We start from the raw sequence: 18,580 nt of genomic DNA on the forward strand, positions 1-18,580 counted from the left end.
TTTTCGAGCATAAATAACATAAGAGTTTCGTATATTCAGGTTATAATCTGCCGCCAATGCGGAGACTTCATTTATGAGCAACTCAACTTCTACCCCAAATACCGGCTTAAGCTATAAAGATGCGGGTGTTGACATTGAAGCGGGCGACGCACTGGTCGATCGTATCAAGTCAGTCGCTAAACGTACAACTCGTCCAGAAGTAATGGGCGGACTTGGTGGCTTTGGTGCACTATGCAAAATCCCTAAAGGTTACGAAGAACCAGTTTTGGTTTCTGGAACCGATGGTGTAGGTACTAAATTACGTTTAGCACTTAACCTTAATCGTCATGACACAATCGGCCAAGATCTTGTGGCTATGTGTGTAAACGATCTTTTAGTTTGTGGCGCAGAACCATTATTCTTCCTCGACTATTATGCTACTGGTCACTTAAATGTAGATGTAGCTGCAAACGTAGTTACTGGTATCGGTAAAGGTTGTGAACTTGCAGGTTGCGCACTTGTAGGTGGTGAAACAGCTGAAATGCCAGGTATGTATGAAGGCGAAGATTACGATCTTGCTGGTTTTGCTGTAGGTGTTGTTGAGCAAAGCAAAATTATTGATGGCTCTAAAGTAAAATCAGGTGATGTACTTATTGGTGTTGCCTCAAGTGGTGCTCACTCAAATGGTTATTCATTACTACGTAAAATCTTAGATGTTAAGAATGTAGACTTAACTCAAGTGATTGATGGTCGCCCACTTGCTGATGTAGCAATGGAACCAACACGCATTTATGTAAAACCAGTTCTTGAGCTTTGCAAACAAGTTGATGTACATGCTATGGCACACATCACTGGTGGCGGTTTACCGGGTAACTTACCACGTGTATTACCAAATGGTGCTCAAGCTGTAATTAATGAAGCTTCTTGGGAATGGCCAGAATTATTCAAACTTTTACAACGTGAAGGCAATGTAGAACGTTTTGAAATGTACCGTACCTTTAACTGTGGTGTAGGTATGGTGATTGCAGTTGACGCAAATGATGCAGAAAAAGCAATTGAAGTGCTTAATGCTCAAGGTGAAAAAGCTTGGAAAATCGGACATATCCAAGAAAATGCTGAATCAGTGGAAGGTGCAGACGAAAAAATTCGTGTGATCTTTGAATGATGAAAATTGCTGTTCTAGTCTCTGGGAACGGCAGTAACTTACAAGCCTTGATAGATGCACGTCTATCAGGGCAAATTGTAGGTGTATTGTCTAATAAAGCCGATGCTTATGCCCTAGAGCGTGCTCAAAATGCCAATATCGCGACAGCGGTAATTTCGCATAAAGACTTTCCTAGTCGTGCCGATTTTGATGAAGCGATGCATCAGCAACTTATGGCTTGGCAAGCTGACGTTGTTATTTTAGCTGGCTTCATGCGTATTTTAACTGCTAACTTTGTCGATAAATGGCAAGGTAAAATGCTCAATATCCATCCTTCGCTATTACCTGCTTATAAAGGTGTTAATACACATCAGCGTGTATTAAATACAGGTGATCGATTGCATGGTTGTACAGTTCACTTTGTAACTTCTGAACTTGATGCTGGTCAAGCAATTGCTCAATCTGCAATTGAAGTCAAAGAACATGACAATGTTGCCTCTTTGACAGAACGTGTACATAAACTTGAGCACTTTATTTATCCTCAAGTTGCAGAATGGTTATGTAATGGCCAACTGACATGGAAAAATGGACAAGCCTATTTCCGTAATCAAATTCTTGAACACCCTATTCGTTTTGCATCTTGGTAAAAGGTTTGCTCAACGAAAATTAAAAAAGGACATGCATGCATGTCCTTTTTTATAGAAATCTTATTAGCGTAAATTGCTATGAATAAGCTTCTTAATATAATTCACTGTATCAATCGGATGCTCTAGTGGGAACATATGCCCTCCTTCAACAACACTAAATGGAATTCCCATTTTACGCTTTGCCATTTGAGGGAAACCTCTTTTTAAGAAGGCACTTTCTTTTCCTACAACTAAATGTACAGGCATTTTTGGTTTTGGCATAGGTAGCCACCACCAAGAAGGATTTTTACGGAAAATCGCAACTTCATCTTCACGAGAAATAGTAAGAGTTACGCCGCCACGTACCGAATCTGCTTTCAAAGCATAATCAATGTAAGCTTGAAAGCAGTCCTCATCAAAGTCTTTATAAAAACCTTTTGGACGCAATAAAGAAGCCGCTTGCTCACGTGACTCCCAATGTTCACGACGACGTGCAGATAAACCCGCAGGTGTCATGTCATCGACTATTTTAGGTTTAAACAGTTTTGCCATATGAAAAGCAAAAGAGTATCGACCCAAAATAAGAGGCGGATCTAACATAATCACTTGTGAGAAAAGCTCAGGGCGTTTAAAGGATGCCATTAAGGTCAAAACTGAACCCAGCGAATGACCAAGTCCGATCACCTTTCGCCCTTTAGCTTGACGAACAATACTATCAATCACCTGATCAACCAAAAAAGGCCAATGATCGGTAATTGGATAACGTTTGTCAGGACCAATAAGAGGAACATAAATGACGTCATACTCATCTTTTAATTGATCAAACAATTTTTGATACACCATAGATGGCACACCATTAGCATGCGCAAAGTGTATAACCGGTTTTACTGACATACCGTTATCCTGATTTAAATTATTGTAGCTTGGCGTTTTGACTCGTCTCTAAACGTTGAGCAACCGACTCACTTAAGCCTTTACCCATTTCTGCACCCATTCGACCAAGAATAGATTGTAATGGGTTACGTTCAATCGTGTAGTCAACTTTATTATCAAGCTTCAGTTCACGCATCAAGCTCGTAATGTTACCTGAACGGTCAGCAACACCTAACTGAATTGCTTGTTCACCAGTCCAGAAAAGACCAGAGAAAATAGCAGGATCATTAGATTTTAAGCGTTTCCCACGTCCTTCTTTCACTGCATTAATAAAATGAGTGTGGACGTTATCGAGTACAGATTGAATGTGCTCTCTTTGTACAGGATTGATCGGTTTTGTCATACTTAAAATGTCTTTATTGGTACCCGCTGTTAAAGTACGGTCTTCAATTCCGAGTTTTTGAGCTAAGCCAGTAATGCCATAATTTGGCATAATGACACCAATTGAACCGACCAAACTTGATGGATTTACAATAATTTCATCGGCAGCAGAAGCAATATAATAAGCACCTGAAGCACCCATATCACCAATTACTGCATAGACTTTCTTATCAGGATGTTCTTTTTTCAAATAGCGAATTTCTTGCCAAATTTCGTCTGACTGAACAGGAGAACCGCCAGGAGAATTAATATTAAGTGCAATTGCTTTGCTATTTGAAGCTTCAAAAGCACGTTTAAGGGCTTTATTTGTATCTTCACTATTTACCGCTTGATTGCTTGAAGCATCAATGGTTCCAACAATATCAACCACAGCCAGATGAGCACTACTACTGCTTGCTGCAGAGCTTTCTTTGCTGGTTGAGCAACCTTTACCCATTAATACAACAATGAACAATAGATAAATAAAAGTAAGTGTTTTAAAGAATATACCCCAGCGACGACTACGGCGTTGTTCTTCCACAGAAGCGAGTACAGCTTTCTCAAGGATTTGCCATTCTGGTCCATTCTGTTTAGGGGTTATAGGTTCATTTTGTGGTTTTGGTGGCCAATCGGACATAAAATTCCAATCCAAATCAATCGAAATGATGTCATTATATACATTGATTTGATAAAAACTGTCTAAATAATATGATTTCATTTATAATATTTTTGTCTTTTTTTACTTGTTGCTCCCTCCCTACTGCTATAGATGACTAGACCAGATTCAAAAAGCATGAACTATCAATTACTCAAAACATTTAGCCGACTACCTATTCAATTTGGGCGTTCTATTGCTCGTATATTGGCTGGCCTAGTAAATACTCTAAAAATTACCAGAACATCAAAAAGTATAGAACTTAATTTAAGAATTGCTCTGCCCCATTTAACACCGCAACAGCGTATAGCGATTACAGAAAAAGCTGTAAGAAATGAGCTGACCTCATATTTTGAGTTTTTAAGTATTTGGGGTTCATCCAACCAAGAAAACATTGCTCGTATCCATCGTATAGAAGGTGAACAATATTTTCATGATGCACTAGCTGAAAAAAAAGGTGTTGTATTAGTCGTCCCACATTTTGGTACATGGGAAGTCATGAATGCATGGTGCGCCCAGTTCACATCAATGACCATTTTATATAAACCAGTCAAAAATGATGATGCTGATCGTTTTGTACGAGAAGCTCGCAGTCGTGAACAAGCAAATTTAGTTCCGACCGATGAAAGTGGTGTAAGACAAATTTTTAAAGCACTCAAAAAGGGTGAAACTACAGTCATTTTGCCAGATCACACTCCAAACATTGGTGGAGATATGGTGAAGTATTTTGGTGTTCCACTTGCTTCAAGTAATTTAAGTGCAAAACTCATCCAAAAAACAAAAGCGAAAGCTTTATTTCTCTATGCAATCCGTAATGAAAATGACGGCTTTACCATGCATATTGAACCTATGGATGAGAAAATTTATGAAGGCTCTGCGGATGATGGTACTTATGTCATCCACCAAGCAATTGAGCAGCTCATTCATAAATATCCAGAACACTATCACTGGAGCTATAAACGCTTTAAAGCAAACCCAGCTTTAGATAATGTTTATAATATTGACCCTTTAGAAGCGATAAAAACTGTGAATAGACTCAAAGCTGAAGCTTTAGAGAGCTCTACGCAACCAGAGCCGCTCAAAACGTCGGTCGTGTAAAACCATCTTGTGATTCTCCAGAACAAAACTTAACGCTCCTTGCTCTACTGTACTTTTAAGTGGAATATGAAGGGCTTTTAAACGATTGATAACCTCTTGGCTAGGATGGCCATAACGGTTATCAAACCCTGCTGATGCAATTGCCAGTTTTGGTTTTAAAGTTGCTAAGAAATCATAAGCAGAGCTGTGCTTGCTTCCATGATGACCCAATATCAAAACATCTACTTTTAAGCGTGGATAGTCTTTTAACAACTCGTATTCTGCTTCCCATCCTGCATCTCCCATAATCAGAAAATTTTGGTAATCACTGACTCCTTTAAAGTGGATATATACAACGCAAGAATATTGGTTCTGTTGAGAATGAACAAAAACTAAATCTTTTTGTTTAGGCCATAAAACTTGAATATCTAACTCTGGATATTGCCAGTGTTGACCTTGATGACAATATTGAAATGACTGTTTGAGAGTATTTGAAGATTGCTCATTTGAAATAACTTGCTTGACTGGAATTACTTGCTGAATAGCAGGAAAAGCACCACTATGATCTTGGTCAAGATGAGAGAGCACGACACGATCTAATTGTTTTACACCTTGTTGGCGTAAAAATGGGACTACAACATTTTGACCGATACTAAATTTCTTTTCATCATAAGAACCACCTGTATCAATTAGCCAGTTTTGTTCAGGCTGCTGCAACAAAAAAGCTTGCCCCTGCCCAACATCTAAAATATGAAGCTGAATTTGCTGGTTCGTTTTGTTCATTACAATTAGGGGTAAACAACAGAGTACTCCCCATGTTTTTGGCAAAACACCTTTAGGTAAAAATAAAATAAGAATACCTAAACTCACTGCGAATAAAGCCAGTGGCGTCAAGCTTATACCTTGTATTGTTAGAGAGAGTTTTTCTAATAAGCTTAAGCAACTTAGTAAGATACTCAGTAAAATATCATTAAAGTGAAATAGCATATTCCCGAATGGTTTGACGATAAACCATGCACAAGCAGCCAAAATATTTAATGGAACAATAACACTGCCAACAATAGGCACAGCAATAATATTGGTTAATGGAGCAACCCAAGAAATTTGTTGAAAGAAAAGTAAGGTTAACGGACTCAATGCAATAAATATTTTGCCCTGAGACTCAATTAACACCTTACTCATAAAAATCAGTTTTGAACTCAGACTTAAAAAATGTTGCTCAGGTAACTGCACTATAGTTTGATAAATTCTTAATAAAATAAAGCATGCCCCATAAGACAGCCAAAAACCTGCAGAAAGGACACTAAACGGGTCCATTAGCAACAATAGACTTGCGCTATATACAAGTAATGCAAATGGTTTAAGGGGTTGTTTTAATACTAGGAAAGAAATAAATATAAAGACTGACAACAATGTCCGTAGTGCAGGAATTTCAAACCCAACAAAAGCTGTATAAATTAAAACCCCGAGGCAGCATGGTACAGCCAATAAAACTTGTTTGGGTTTCCATAAATAAATTTGAGGGTAATAACGACAAATGAGTTGATGACACACCCAAGACAACATGATGGCAAAAATAAGTACATGTGGCCCTGAAATCGCCAATAAGTGAGCAATTCCTAATTGTTTAAATTGTAGTTGAGTTTCATCTGATAAAAGACTTTCATCACCAGTCAGCAAAGCTAAAAGTAGGCCCTTTTGCTGTAATGAAGAATTGTGTAATAGATACCTAAAAGTTAAGCGAAGCTTTTCGATATTTAAATGAAATCTATTAAAAAAGGACTGCTGCTCTTTCAAATGCTGTTGATATCCTAATCGATAGATCTCATCAAGGCTTAAAGGTTCAATATGCTGAACAGTAAATCCAGACATTATATTTCGCTGAATAAACCACTTTTCCTGATCAAAAGCTCCTGTTGTGGCATAACTATGAGCAGGTTTTGTTTTTCCAGATAATCGATAGTAATGGCCTAATTCAAGTTCTTGACTGCCCTTCAAAACACCCTGATTATTATTTTTCAAATACAATAGCCAATTTACTGGTTCTTTTGATAAGTTTAATACTTGTGCAATTTGTTGAACTTTATTGTCTTTTTCTTCACTGAGTTGCTTTATATGAACAATAATATCGAGATTCTTTGAATCTGTTTCTCTTTGTTGTAAGCGTTCGATCAGTGCATTCTCGGCATATTGATACCCGACAATAAACAGACTTGTTGTACATAACAGGCAATACATTGCCTTTAAAAGTGGTCGACCAACAAATACTGATCGTTTAAAAAGATAAAAAATAAAGGTAAGTAAAAGTAGAACTTTAGCTACTTCTCCATATTGCATGATTAAAGGTAAATGAATACCCATTAATGCAATACCGCCAATCCACCCCAATAGAATAATTTTAAACATTCAAAATCTTGTCATTATCATTTTAGGGGCAAAATTAAAGCCCAACTGAGTGGGCTTTAACAATGTGATTTAATGACAATTTTTTAAGAACCGCTTACCCACAAACCATCTTCCATATGTAAGATAGAATCTGCCGCCTGAGCCAATTGCTCATCATGGGTCACAATGAGCATTGCCATGTTTAGTTCTTTCTTAAGATCAGTAAGTAACTCAAAAATACCCACAGCTGTTTTACGGTCCAAATTACCCGTTGGTTCATCAGCTAGAACGACCGCAGGCTTAGTCACCAATGCTCGAGCAAGAGCCACACGTTGACGCTCACCACCAGAAAGTTCACCTGGTTTATGGTCCATACGATGAGATAGCCCAACTCGATCTAGCAAATACTCAGCTTGTGCCTTTACAGACTTAAATTGACTGTCTGCTCGAAGCATTAAAGGCATTGCTACATTTTCAAGTGCAGAAAACTCAGGTAACAAGTGGTGAAATTGATACACAAAACCTAGGTATTTATTGCGTTGGAAACCACGCTCTGCTTCACCCAAGTTATCAAAGCGCTGTCCATTTAGAAATACTTGCCCTTGAGTTGGTTGCTCTAAGCCACCAAGTGCATGCAACAAAGTACTTTTACCCGAACCACTTGCACCGACAATAGATACAAACTGCCCTGCTTCAACCTGTAAAGAAAGACCTTTAATGACTTCAACCTTAGATTTACCGTCATCAAAATGCTTATAAATCTCTTTTGCTTCTAAAACGATTTTACTCATAACGCAATGCCTCGGCAGGTTGAACTTTGGCTGCACGAAGTGCCGGATAAATAGTTGCCAAGAAACTTAAGAGTAAAGAAACAATTACGATAATTGTCACATCTTGCCATCTTAAGTAAGAAGGTAAGTAATGTACAAAATAGGCATCGAACAAATTAAGTCCGAGCACATTATTAAACCAAGAAATAATATCGCTAATTGTAAGTGCCAAAATTACACCTAAAACCGTACCAGCAACTGTACCAATCACCCCAATCACTGTACCTTGCACCATAAAGATTTTAGTAATCATAGATGGTGACGCACCTAAAGTACGTAAAATTGCAATGTCCGATTTTTTGTCGGTAACCACCATGACCAAAGAAGAGACAATATTAAATGCCGCAACTACAATAATCAGTACAAGTAATAAACCAACTAATGTTTTTTCCATTTGAATGGCGTTAAACAAATTACCGTGTGTATAGGTCCAGTTCGTTGCATAGAAATTGCTTGGTAAATTTTTCACAATATCATCGGCAACTTGAGGAGCAGCAAAGATATCATCCATTTTTAAACGGACGCCTTGAGCACCATCAGGTAAACGCAATAAAGTCGATGCATCGTATAAAGCAATGTACCCAACCATTGAGTCCACTTCAGCTCCTACGCTGAAAATACCAACCACTTTAAAGCGCTTAAAACGAGGCACAACACCTGCTGGAGATGGAGTTGCTTCAGGTAAAACCAGTGTCACGCTGTCATTTAGACGTAAACCAAGTGAATCGGCCATGTCTTTACCAAGCACAATACCGAACTCACCTTTTTTCAGTGAGTCAAGGCTACCAGCAACAATATGATCTTGAATAATAGATACATTCTTCTCATATTTTGGGTCAATACCCGTCACCATAATACCAGCCACTTGCCCTTGAGCAGTTAACATACCTTGCAATTGGGTAAAAGGTGCAACTCCAGTGACATGGGGATGTTTTTCAACTCGTTTAACCAGTTCAGGCCAATCCGTAAGAATTTGCGTCGATGAAACTGTCGCTTGCGGAACCATTCCCAAAACACGATTTTTCAATTCGCGGTCGAAACCATTCATTACAGAAAGTACCGTGATCAGTACAGCAACACCAAGTGTCAAACCGATCATCGAAACCAATGCAATAAAAGAAATAAAATGATTACTGCGTCGTGCGCGAGTATATCTCAACCCTATATACAGTGAGATTGGTTTAAACATACCTTCTAAATCCAAGGTCATTGATGGAAAATAGAGAAGTGCAAGTTACACTTCCTATTTGGCCATATCGTTAGATGCAGTATTAAGGTTTAAAAATCAGTAAGTTCTGACCTATCCTTAACAATCCTAATATTATATTGCTGCGCTATTTTCTACTACTTAAGATATGAGATCAATTTGATCATGCATTTAGCTACGAATTAGAACAATTTAATGAATAAGCTCAACAAATTACCCTCATCTTCTGCTATTTAGATTTAATATGTTGAGCAAAATTACGGTTTGCCTGAATGTCTTTATAGAAATAAAGGAATAGACCAAACAAGATAATAAATGCCCCCACAAAAACCATCATCGAAAGATGCTCATGATTTAAAACAGCACCAATCACCATAGCTAACATAGGCGTAATAACAGTGGTAAGCGATAAAGTAGTTGCCTTTATATTTTGTACAAGTTTGAAATAACAGAACATAGCCACAAGCGAGGCCATAAGCACTGTATAAATTAAAGCAAATAGAGATTTAGCTTGCGGTAAATGGGTCGGTGCATATTGCCAAATAAATGGAATTAGGCAGCTCGCCAAAAGTGAAGATACCAAAATTGAGCCTGTTGCCTGAGCCATAGGTTGAATTTTGGCATTCACTTTTTTTACCCAAAAAATAGAAAATGAATAAACGAAAACACTAATCAACATTAAAACAATGCCAAATGGATGCACGTGCTGACCAGATCCATTTAAGCAAATGATTGCTAGGCCACAAACAGCAATCGCCATACCAAGCCACTGTAGTTTATAAAGATGCTGACCAAACCCGAAACGACCAATTAAACCAGCCATAATAGGTGCCAGACCGAACATAAGGGCGATCATGCCTGAACTTAAATACTGAGTTGCAGCATAAGTAAAAATTTGAGAGCCAATTAAACTAAAAGAACCTGCAAAATAACTATGGAGAGCTTGTTTATGAATCGGAAAAGCTGTTTTTAAGACCAATAACACGATAACCGAAAGAGGTAATGCTATATAAAAACGTAACAGCAAAGCCCACATGACATGTAAATCAGACACGCTCCATACAATGGCTAAAGGTGTCGTTGCCCAAATAAATACAAGCAACACATACGTTGAAGCCAAGTTGGTTTGGGATGGCATAAGAGGCTCACTAAGCAGTTTTACGTTTTTGCTTTAAAATCGTTTGGTCGAGTGAACTCGAGAACTCACGCTTATCACGTTCTGAAATTGGAGGTGGGCCACCTGTCTGTACACCAGCGCCGCGCAGCGTGTCCATAAAATCACGTAAGTGCAAACGTGCTTTTACGTTCGCAGTGGTATAAACCTCACCCCGTGGATGAATTGCAATACCGCCTTTTTCAATGACTTGAGCAGCAAGCGGAATATCCTGTGTAATGACAATGTCATTTTCAGACATGCGGTCTACAATTTCCTGATCGGCCTGATCGGCTCCACTTAAAACCTGTATTGACTTAATACGTACCGACGGGGTAATTCCGACATTTTGATTGGCTACAAAAATCACTTCCAACTGATAACGATCTGAAGCTCGCAAAATGACTTCACGCAAAATTTTAGGTAATGCATCTGCGTCTACCCACAGCTTAAATGGCAGCACGTTATTCTCTATTTCCACTAAAAATCTAAGTCTAACAGATGCATTTCACTCGAGAATAGCGCTAAATATAAAACTTATTTTCTAAATTTAATTTTAACAATATCTTAACAATCGAGCATATTTACTCTTAAAGGCGAGTGATTTATCGACTGGAAGGATTTTTGATAAGTAAATATGTGCTTTTACAAGAGAATTTACACATGTTGACTTGAAAAATAGCAATTACCCTCGATTTAATATAACAAGTGAGATAAACCCAACATCAATCGTACTTATGAAAAATCAAAACAGTCCAGAAGTTATTATGGTAAACGACCAAAATTTTGGTAGTCATGGCGAGCATTGGAATCTATTAACCTCCCATCCAGAGACAGATGTACCAAAATGGCTTGGACTGGCGCTTGATGCACCTGTAATGCCAATGGGCTTATGTCAGCATGAAGATGAGATGGATCAATCTTTTTGGCTGATTCAGGGTCCTCAAGGACAGAATGTCACCATTAACCAAATTATTGCGGTTGAAAATCAAAAACCGCGCGCACTAAAAACAGCATTCCCTAGTTTTGAAAGTCCTTATCAATATAATGCGCAAATTGAGCGCATCATTACTTGTGACTCAGCAACTCAAGCAGTATTAAGTTTAAGATTAAATAAAAATACAACTGTTTATGCATTTGATAATTTATTTAGTGTTAATCGTTGTCAATATGACAAAACCCAAACTTATCAAGTTCAATTTAATGCATGGGCCTATGAGTTAGAAGCAGTCCCTGCTGGTGAAACCATTGTTGTAGATGACCCAGCATCTATTAAACACCACCGTGCGTTAAATGCAATTTTGACTGAACATAATGGAGTTGCACCTGAAAACCTACAAGAGCTCATTAATGAATGGCAACCAAAAACTGAGGAAGATCATGAACCTGTAACGGTCGATTTTTCTAAAATGGTTGCATATTTATATGGAGAAAATCTTGGTCAGGAAGATGAAGCTTGGTTCCAAGGTAATATTGTAGGTAAAACTTCAATGTCATTTATGGGAGCAGAATATACTCTTTATGATGTCACTTTAGTTTTAGAAGATGATCTTCCTGCCATATTAGTGCGCATTGCGACCCAAAATGATTTGTACAAAAACTTTAATATTGGTGAATATATTCGCGGTAATATCTGGATTCAGGCGAATATTTATGCTAAAAATAGTGAAACTAATTGAATTTCACTAATATTTTAAAAATTAGGCTATTGAATGAAGATTATACCTGAACAAACCACCAGCCTCATTCAAACTAGTAACCCACGTATAAGGGTCGATACTGGTGCGTTTTGCTTTTTTGTTTTAGGTATGTTCTTAGCCGCGATGATGATTCATCAATTTGGTTTTGTTCCTTTTTAATGAATAAATTACACAATAAAAAAGCCCTCTTTCGAGGGCTTTTTTATTTGATTTAATTAACCATTACGTTTAGCAAAATCATCCATGAAGCGAATAAGTGCTTGAACGCCTTCTAATGGAACTGCGTTATAAATACTTGCACGCATACCACCAACTGAGCGATGACCTGCTAAGTTCAATAAATGATTTTCTTCAGCTTCTTTCAAGAATTGCTTTTCTAAAGCTTCATCTGCCAAAGTAAATGGTACATTCATAATTGAACGGTTTGGAATAGCAATCGGGTTATTATAAAAATCGCTTGAATCGATATAACCATAAAGTAACTGAGCTTTTTCAAGGTTAACTTTATGAATAGCGTCTACCCCGCCCTGCTCTAGTAACCATTCGAATACTAAACCAGACAAGTACCAAGCATAAGTCGATGGTGTATTTACCATAGAACCATTTTTCGCTTGATCACCATATTTTAAAATACTTGGAATTTCTGGTTTAGCTTGGTCAAGTAAATCATCACGAACAATAACGATTGTTAAACCAGCAGGACCAATATTTTTTTGCGCACCAGCATAGATTAAACCAAACTTGGTCACATCTAATGGAGCAGATAAAATACTTGATGAATAGTCACAAACAAGTGGTGCTTTAACATCAGGAATACCTGCAAACTGTAAACCACCAATTGTTTCATTATCTGCATAGTGAACATAAGCAGCATCATCAGATAAGTTCCATTCGCTTTGATCAGAAATTGCGAACTTACCATCTACTTTAATGCCTGCTTCTACAGCATTAATATCGCCATAGCGTTTTGCTTCTTTTAACGCTTTTTCAGACCAAATTCCTGTATGGATATAATCTGCTTTGTTATTTTTACCAAGCAGATTTAAAGGAATTGCTGAAAATTGTAATGACGCACCACCTTGTAAAAATAGCACTTTATAGTTTTCAGGAATATTCATAAGCTTACGCAAGTCAGCTTCAGCTTTTTCAGCTACCGCAACATAGTCAGCACTACGGTGACTCATTTCCATGATGGATAGACCTTTACCTTGCCAATCCAACAATTCTTGTTGAGCTTTTTCTAAAACGGCAGTAGGTAATGCAGCAGGACCAGCACAGAAATTGTACGCGCGCATGATTTTTCCCTTGTAAAGTGAAACACAATAAAAAAAGGCATTTAACCACAGATTGCTTAAGCTTGCAGCAGCTTCTCTAGTAAATATTTCAATGCTAGGACGTATTTAGGTTTATTTTTTCAATAACTATTTTATTTATTTCTTTGCTTTCACTTATTTTTTTATAAGTTTTATTAAATAAAGTTCAACTTGACTTGTGAATGGAGTTTCCCATACTGTGATGAATATATAAAGTATGCTGTATAATTTTCCATCAAGTAAAATAAACTCAAAATCATTTTGTGCTTCTATACAATTGTATAATAAACAATATGATAATTGAATTTAATAACAAGAAATTTAAACTATAAGGGATGATCAAAAATTGTTATATAAAATGCCAACACATCAGTATCGACAGTCAATACGCCCTTTTCTCTTTAAACCCAATTATCTTACTTTGGTATTGGGAATATTTATTGCAACGCCTATTTATGCACAAAGCTTAAGTTATGCCGAAGCTGAACAACAAGCTTTAAAAAGCTCATATAGCACCCAAGCCAACCAAGCATTGCAACAAGCTTCTCAATTAGAAGCTGAAGCAGTCAAAGGCCTAGGGTTACCTAGAGTTGATTTAAACGTAAGAGCATACGCATTTCACAGTGAAACAGACGTACCACTTGGTGGTTTCAAACAAAAGCTTGAGAATGATTTAAGCCAAGGGCTAAATGACAAATTGTCCCAGTGGAACAATGTCATTCCATCCGATGTTTTGGGACAAATTCAGGAAGGTTCAAACCAAATCATCCATGATGGGATAAATCGCTTTCCTAACTACGCCAATTTAACTTTAGAAGATCAAGTCGTACGCCCGTCTATTTCAGTCGTGATGCCTCTTTATACAGGGGGCTTAACCAGCAGTGCAAAAAAGATAGCCAACATTCAGGCCCAGCGCTCAGAACTTTCAAGCCAGCAACAACAAGATATCCAGCGGTTTGAAGTCGTACAAAGTTATTTCAATGTGCAATTACAACAGCAACTAGTCGCTAGTAGCTTATTTAACTTTAATGCAATGCAGAAACATTATAGCAATGCGTTAAAGCTCGAACAGCAAGGTTTTATTAGTAAAGGTCAACGCATGCAATTTGAAGTTGCTCGTAACAATGCAGAGCGAGCTTTACAAAACGCACAAGCAAACCTAAATGCCAGTCAATTCAGTTTAAACAATCTTCTTCATCAGCAAAGTAATGCTGATTTAAGTACTCCTCTTTTTGTAAATACAGTTCGTAGCCAATCTTTAGAAGCACTACTAAGTAGTTACGCTCAAAAATCGAGTCTTGTGCAAAAAATGCAGTTAGATACTCAATTGGCTAATGCAAATATTCAAGCTCAACAAGCAGCAAAGAAACCAAGTCTATTTGCTTTTGGCGAATATGCACTAGATGAAAAGGAAAACTGGATTGTAGGTGTGATGGCAAAGTACAACTTGTTTTCAGGTGTAGATAAAAATAAGAATATTCATGCGGCCGAGTTAAAACGTTATGCCTCAGAACTATTAACTGAGCGAACTAAACAAGAAATTGAAGGATTATTGAATAAATCATATAACGAGCTCAATTCAGCACAGCAAAGTCACACGTTATTGCAAAGAAATATTAGTGCAGCTCAAGAAAACTTACGTATTCAGGAACTTTCATTCCGTGAAGGTATGGGAACAGCCACACAAGTTATTGATGCGCAAAATGCATTAAGTGCTCTAAAAACAGAAATGGCTTTAAATGCATATAAATATGTCATGTCACTTGCAACCTTATTGCAAAGCCATGGTTCTATGGACCAGTTTAAAGCTTATGTGACTCAACCACATACTGACTATATCCGCTAATAAGGGGCATAAAATGAATCAAGAATCATCTTCTTCTCAACAAGATTCACCTGTTACGGATACAGAGCAAACAGGTCAAGATCAACAAAATATTCAAACTGACAATACTCAAGAAGTAAAGTCGAATAAAAGTAATACTCAGCCACCTAAAAATTCAAAAATTAAACTAATAATTGGTGTAGTCATTATTGCTTTGTTAGGTTTGATCATTTTCGGTTTGTGGAAAAGTTATCAACCAAAGCCTATTGAATTACAAGGCAGAGTTGAGGCTGAAACGATTCACGTGAGCACTAAAGTTCCAAGTCGTATTGAAGAAATTTATGTACAAGAAGGTCAAAAAGTTTCTAAAGGACAACCTCTAGTTCGTTTAGTCAGTCCAGAAATAGAAGCCAAAAAGCAACAAGCCTTAGCAACCTTACAATCAGCTTTAGCACTTCAATCGACTGTGGATCGAGGTTCGCAACAAGAAAATATTGATACTCTGTATGCCAACTGGCAGAGTATGAAAGCTCAAGCAAATCTTGCAAAAACCACTTATCAGCGTGGAGAAAATTTATATAGACAAGGTGTCATTTCCCGTCAAAGACGAGATGAGATGCTTGCAGCCCAAACCTCTGCTCAAGAGTTAAGTGAGGCAGCTTATCAACAATATGCGCGAGCAAAGCGCGGAAGTACCAGTCAGCAGAAATCTACAGCAGATGCTCAAGTGGATATTGCAAAAGCAGCTGTCAGTGAAGCCCAAGCACTTGAAGCAGAAACCCGCTTACTCGCTCCTATTTCAGGTACAGTTTCAAAAACTTATGGTAAACCTTCTGAACTAGTTGCAATAGGTGTGCCGGTTGTCAGCATTTTAGAAGATGATGATTTGTGGGTGAGTTTAAATGTCGGTGAAAATCAGTACGCTTCTGTTTATAAAAACAAAACGCTAGAAGGATTCATTCCTGCGCTGAATCAAACCGTAATGTTTAAAGTAAAAAATATTGATGCTGAAGGTGAATTTGCCACGATTAAAACCACTCGTCAGACTGGTGGTTATGATATTCGTAGCTTTAAATTGCATCTAGTGCCTGAGCGTCCTGTCAAAGACTTAAAGGTTGGTATGAGTGTTCTATTTAAAATTAAAGAAGAAAAATAAAACATGTTTGCCAGTATATTACGTGAACTAAACTACTTAAGAAGCAATAAATGGGATTTGTGTATGGTGACACTCATCCCTGCTTTTATCATTTTTTTGTTTAGCAGCATGTTTTATGCAGGTAAGGCTGAACATTTACCTATCGCAATTATTGATCAGGACCAAAGTGAGCTGAGCCGCAATATTGAAAAATATCTTTCGTTAAACCATACGGTAGATGTTAAAACAATTACTGCAAGCCCGACCGAAGCTGAAAAACTCCTCAATGAAACCAAAATTTGGGGTTATGTTTTTATTCCTGACGGTGCTGAAAAACGTTTTGTAAAAGCTCAAGACGCTCAAATTAGCATTGCATTTAACCAATCTTTTTTTAGCGTAGGAAATACGATTTCCTCTGCCATGTTAGTCAGTACACTCAATGCTTTAGCAGACTATGCAGGCCAGAGTTATTTAGCAAATAATATCCCCTATTTAGATGTTCCTACAGCGCACGTTAAAATTTCAACGCTCTATAACCCAAGCATGAGCTATGAATTTTATTTAGAACCTTTTATGGTTCCTGCTGTTTTGCATCTATTACTCTGTTGTTGTGTGGCTTTTGCTATTGGACAAGAGCTTAAACGCGGCACATTAAACCAGTGGGTTAACCGTGAAAATTTTATTCGCGGCTTACTGACTAAAAATTTACTTTATAGCTTTATTTTTTGTCTCTGGACTTGGTTATGGATGTTTTGGTTGGTTGAGATTCGCGGTTGGTTTGTCGCAGGTTCTCTCAGTTTCTTATTAGTTGCCCAGTTCTTGCTTTATTTTTCTTATGCACTCATTAGTAGCACCGTCATTCTTGCCACCAAAAATTTAAGTAAAACTTTTGGTTTTATTGCGGTATATGGCGGGTCTTCTTTAAGTTTTGCAGGGGTTACTCTGCCTTTAAATAATGCACCAATTTTCACTAAATTTTGGTCTTTAATTATTCCATATACACCTTATGCAAAGCTCCAAACCGAACAATGGGTGATTGGAAGTCCACTTTTTATTTCAATGACACCCTTTTTAATACTGATTGGCTACTGTCTTATTTATTTCATTTTGAGTTCCTTGCTGCTTAAAAAACTAGTTCGGGGGACAGCACAATGAAAGAATTTTTAAAGGCTTATGCCCAAACATTTAAAGATATTGTCAGTAACAGTTCGGTTTTCACTACACTGATTTTATCAGTCATTCTTTATAGCTTTTTTTATCCAACTGCCTATAAAGCTGAACGTGCCGAATCAATTCCAATTGTCATTGTTGATGAGGAACAGAGTCTTTTAAGCTCTCAAATTATTGGACAAACTAGCAATAGTCCGCACGTTAAAATTGTTGATGTCACTGCTAATTTTCTCGAAGCCGAACAAATGGTTCGTGAACAAAAAGCAGATGGTATTTTACTTTTACCCAACAACTTAACACAGAGCCTACGCCGCGGAGAAACTGGTGGTATTGGCTTATACTTAAGTACAACCAACTTTTTAAAAACTAAAGAAATTGGGTTAGGTCTTGCTACTTCTATTGAGGCCACATTAAAAGAATATGTTGAAAAATTTGGAGAGCGTACTCATTTCCAACCAGCCCTTTCTATTCATCAGGTTCCTTTATTTAATCCCCTTTCAGGTTATGGAAGCTATATTTTTCCAGCAGTTGCCACACTCATTATTCATCAAACGATTGTATTAGGCTTAGCCATGCTGATTGCAAGCTACCGCGAACAGCATAAAAAAATTACAGCTGTTCGGTTTGCTGGAATTTTTGCCAGCCTATTTACTATTGGTTGCTTAGGTAGTTTTTATCTTTTTGGTTTTACCTTGTGGTTCAACGACTATCCACACGGTGGAAATTTTATTGGTTTACTCGTCGCGGTTCCAATTTTTATTAGTTGTGTGATTGGATTAGGCATGTTGATTGGCTCACTTTTAGACATGCCTGAACGTGCTGGACATATTATTGTATTTAGTTCAGTTCCGCTTTTCTTATTAACTGGTACCGCATGGCCCCACCATGCCATGCCTGAATGGTTACAATGGTTTGCTTGGTGCTTACCTTCTACACACGGTGTACAAATGTTTGTACAGCTTAATCAAATGGGTGTTCCTTTAAATGTTGTGATACCTAAATTAATTTTTCTTGCAACAATTGGAATCATTTTTTTAATTACAGCGTATTCTCGCTTAAAAGAAAATAAGTGAGAATATGAATAGACA

Annotated in this window: 17 protein-coding genes and 1 pseudogene; 10 read left to right on the top strand and 8 right to left on the bottom strand. The window is 37.5% G+C overall.

Annotation, left to right across the window (positions count from 1 at the left end; genetic code table 11):
* The first annotated feature begins 73 nt into the window (after window positions 1-73).
* Window positions 74-1,144 (top strand): phosphoribosylformylglycinamidine cyclo-ligase, encoded by a 1,071-nt coding sequence (gene purM, locus B554_RS0105740; protein ID WP_000071984.1) that lies wholly within the window; start codon window positions 74-76, stop codon window positions 1,142-1,144.
* Window positions 1,141-1,770, top strand: coding sequence for a phosphoribosylglycinamide formyltransferase (purN, locus tag B554_RS0105745; protein ID WP_019457287.1), 630 nt, complete (start codon window positions 1,141-1,143; stop codon window positions 1,768-1,770). Before purM ends, purN begins: the two co-directional genes overlap by 4 nt.
* Before the next feature lie 63 nt (window positions 1,771-1,833).
* On the opposite strand, the gene B554_RS0105750 is transcribed toward purN, so the two are convergent.
* Complete coding sequence (locus tag B554_RS0105750) at window positions 1,834-2,643, bottom strand: alpha/beta fold hydrolase (RefSeq protein ID WP_019457288.1); 810 nt, start codon at window positions 2,641-2,643, stop codon at window positions 1,834-1,836.
* A 19-nt stretch (window positions 2,644-2,662) separates the two neighbouring features.
* Window positions 2,663-3,679 (bottom strand): signal peptide peptidase SppA, encoded by a 1,017-nt coding sequence (gene sppA, locus B554_RS0105755; protein WP_019457289.1) that lies wholly within the window; start codon window positions 3,677-3,679, stop codon window positions 2,663-2,665.
* A gap of 132 nt (window positions 3,680-3,811) precedes the next feature.
* Here sppA and B554_RS0105760 point away from each other — a divergent pair, with 132 nt between their 5' ends.
* Window positions 3,812-4,795 (top strand): lysophospholipid acyltransferase family protein, encoded by a 984-nt coding sequence (locus tag B554_RS0105760; protein WP_081400309.1) that lies wholly within the window; start codon window positions 3,812-3,814, stop codon window positions 4,793-4,795.
* Here B554_RS0105760 and B554_RS0105765 read toward each other — a convergent pair.
* From B554_RS0105765 to B554_RS0105775, 3 genes are all read right to left on the bottom strand, one after another.
* On the bottom strand, window positions 4,748-7,180 hold the full coding sequence (locus B554_RS0105765; RefSeq protein WP_019457291.1) for a DNA internalization-related competence protein ComEC/Rec2: 2,433 nt from the start codon (window positions 7,178-7,180) through the stop codon (window positions 4,748-4,750). The genes B554_RS0105760 and B554_RS0105765 overlap by 48 nt on opposite strands.
* 83 nt (window positions 7,181-7,263) lie before the next feature.
* Window positions 7,264-7,950 carry a lipoprotein-releasing ABC transporter ATP-binding protein LolD gene (gene lolD / locus B554_RS0105770; RefSeq protein WP_004699850.1) on the bottom strand — a complete coding sequence of 229 codons (687 nt, stop codon included), beginning with the start codon at window positions 7,948-7,950 and terminating at the stop codon, window positions 7,264-7,266.
* Window positions 7,943-9,178, bottom strand: coding sequence for a lipoprotein-releasing ABC transporter permease subunit (locus tag B554_RS0105775; protein WP_031944926.1), 1,236 nt, complete (start codon window positions 9,176-9,178; stop codon window positions 7,943-7,945). Before B554_RS0105775 ends, lolD begins: the two co-directional genes overlap by 8 nt.
* A gap of 137 nt (window positions 9,179-9,315) precedes the next feature.
* Here B554_RS0105775 and B554_RS19250 point away from each other — a divergent pair.
* Window positions 9,316-9,396 (top strand): annotated as a pseudogene (locus tag B554_RS19250) (PilZ domain-containing protein); the annotation flags it as partial.
* Window positions 9,397-9,425: 29 nt separating this feature from the next.
* Here the strand turns inward: B554_RS19250 and B554_RS0105780 are convergent.
* The gene (locus tag B554_RS0105780; protein WP_019457293.1) at window positions 9,426-10,334 is read right to left on the bottom strand and encodes a DMT family transporter; all 909 of its coding nucleotides are present in this window, start codon (window positions 10,332-10,334) and stop codon (window positions 9,426-9,428) included.
* Between the two features lie 10 nt (window positions 10,335-10,344).
* The gene (locus tag B554_RS0105785) at window positions 10,345-10,830 is read right to left on the bottom strand and encodes a YaiI/YqxD family protein (protein ID WP_081400310.1); all 486 of its coding nucleotides are present in this window, start codon (window positions 10,828-10,830) and stop codon (window positions 10,345-10,347) included.
* A 256-nt stretch (window positions 10,831-11,086) separates the two neighbouring features.
* Here B554_RS0105785 and B554_RS0105790 point away from each other — a divergent pair, with 256 nt between their 5' ends.
* Both B554_RS0105790 and B554_RS18940 read left to right on the top strand, forming a co-directional pair.
* Complete coding sequence (locus tag B554_RS0105790; RefSeq protein ID WP_019457295.1) at window positions 11,087-12,028, top strand: hypothetical protein; 942 nt, start codon at window positions 11,087-11,089, stop codon at window positions 12,026-12,028.
* 33 nt (window positions 12,029-12,061) lie between these two features.
* Complete coding sequence (locus tag B554_RS18940; protein WP_019457296.1) at window positions 12,062-12,208, top strand: hypothetical protein; 147 nt, start codon at window positions 12,062-12,064, stop codon at window positions 12,206-12,208.
* Between the two features lie 56 nt (window positions 12,209-12,264).
* Here B554_RS18940 and serC read toward each other — a convergent pair whose 3' ends face one another.
* Window positions 12,265-13,344: a 3-phosphoserine/phosphohydroxythreonine transaminase gene (gene serC, locus B554_RS0105800; RefSeq protein WP_019457297.1), complete on the bottom strand. Its 1,080-nt coding sequence runs from the start codon at window positions 13,342-13,344 to the stop codon at window positions 12,265-12,267.
* Between the two features lie 376 nt (window positions 13,345-13,720).
* Here serC and B554_RS0105805 point away from each other — a divergent pair, with 376 nt between their 5' ends.
* Genes B554_RS0105805 through B554_RS0105820 form a run of 4 tightly spaced genes read left to right on the top strand, consistent with a single transcriptional unit; the run spans window position 13,721 to window position 18,565 of the window.
* The gene (locus B554_RS0105805; RefSeq protein WP_019457298.1) at window positions 13,721-15,208 is read left to right on the top strand and encodes a TolC family protein; all 1,488 of its coding nucleotides are present in this window, start codon (window positions 13,721-13,723) and stop codon (window positions 15,206-15,208) included.
* A gap of 13 nt (window positions 15,209-15,221) precedes the next feature.
* Entirely contained in the window at window positions 15,222-16,343 is a 1,122-nt protein-coding gene (locus tag B554_RS0105810) for an HlyD family secretion protein (RefSeq protein ID WP_019457299.1), read from the top strand.
* Between the two features lie 3 nt (window positions 16,344-16,346).
* On the top strand, window positions 16,347-17,477 hold the full coding sequence (locus tag B554_RS0105815; RefSeq protein WP_193760136.1) for an ABC transporter permease: 1,131 nt from the start codon (window positions 16,347-16,349) through the stop codon (window positions 17,475-17,477).
* Window positions 17,474-18,565, top strand: a complete 1,092-nt coding sequence (locus B554_RS0105820; protein ID WP_019457301.1) for an ABC transporter permease — start codon at window positions 17,474-17,476, stop codon at window positions 18,563-18,565. The genes B554_RS0105815 and B554_RS0105820 overlap by 4 nt, the downstream gene beginning before the upstream one ends.
* Window positions 18,566-18,580: the final 15 nt, after the last annotated feature.

The organism is Acinetobacter sp. GG2, assembly GCF_000292385.1.
Lineage (GTDB): Bacteria > Pseudomonadota > Gammaproteobacteria > Pseudomonadales > Moraxellaceae > Acinetobacter > Acinetobacter seifertii.